The 222-nt window shown below is 63.5% G+C and carries 1 pseudogene (only partly in view); it reads left to right on the top strand.

Annotated features, from left to right (window positions below):
- Nucleotides 1-187 (top strand): annotated as a pseudogene (cueR, locus tag ALO64_RS13365) (Cu(I)-responsive transcriptional regulator); it begins 238 nt to the left of the window's first position.
- The last annotated feature ends 35 nt before the right edge of the window (nucleotides 188-222 follow it).

Here is a 222-nt window from a genome sequence, read left to right as displayed (position 1 = left end):
CAGCGCCGACGTCAAGGCGCTGGCCCGTCAGCACATCGTGCAGCTGAATCAGAAGATCGACGAACTGGCCAGCCTGCGCGATACGCTTCAGGAACTGGTAGAACACTGCCACGGCGGCGACCGCCCGGACTGCCCGATCCTCAAGGACCTGGCGTCGGGAGGGGTTGCTAGCCACCACCTAAGTTAGAGCTAGTCCAACACGCCCGTGGGAGCGAGCTTGCT

This window comes from Pseudomonas meliae (assembly GCF_001400515.1).
Classification (GTDB): Bacteria; Pseudomonadota; Gammaproteobacteria; order Pseudomonadales; family Pseudomonadaceae; genus Aquipseudomonas; species Aquipseudomonas amygdali.
Note: the sequence above shows the minus strand (reverse complement) of the source record. Positions and strands in the feature narration are given on the sequence as shown.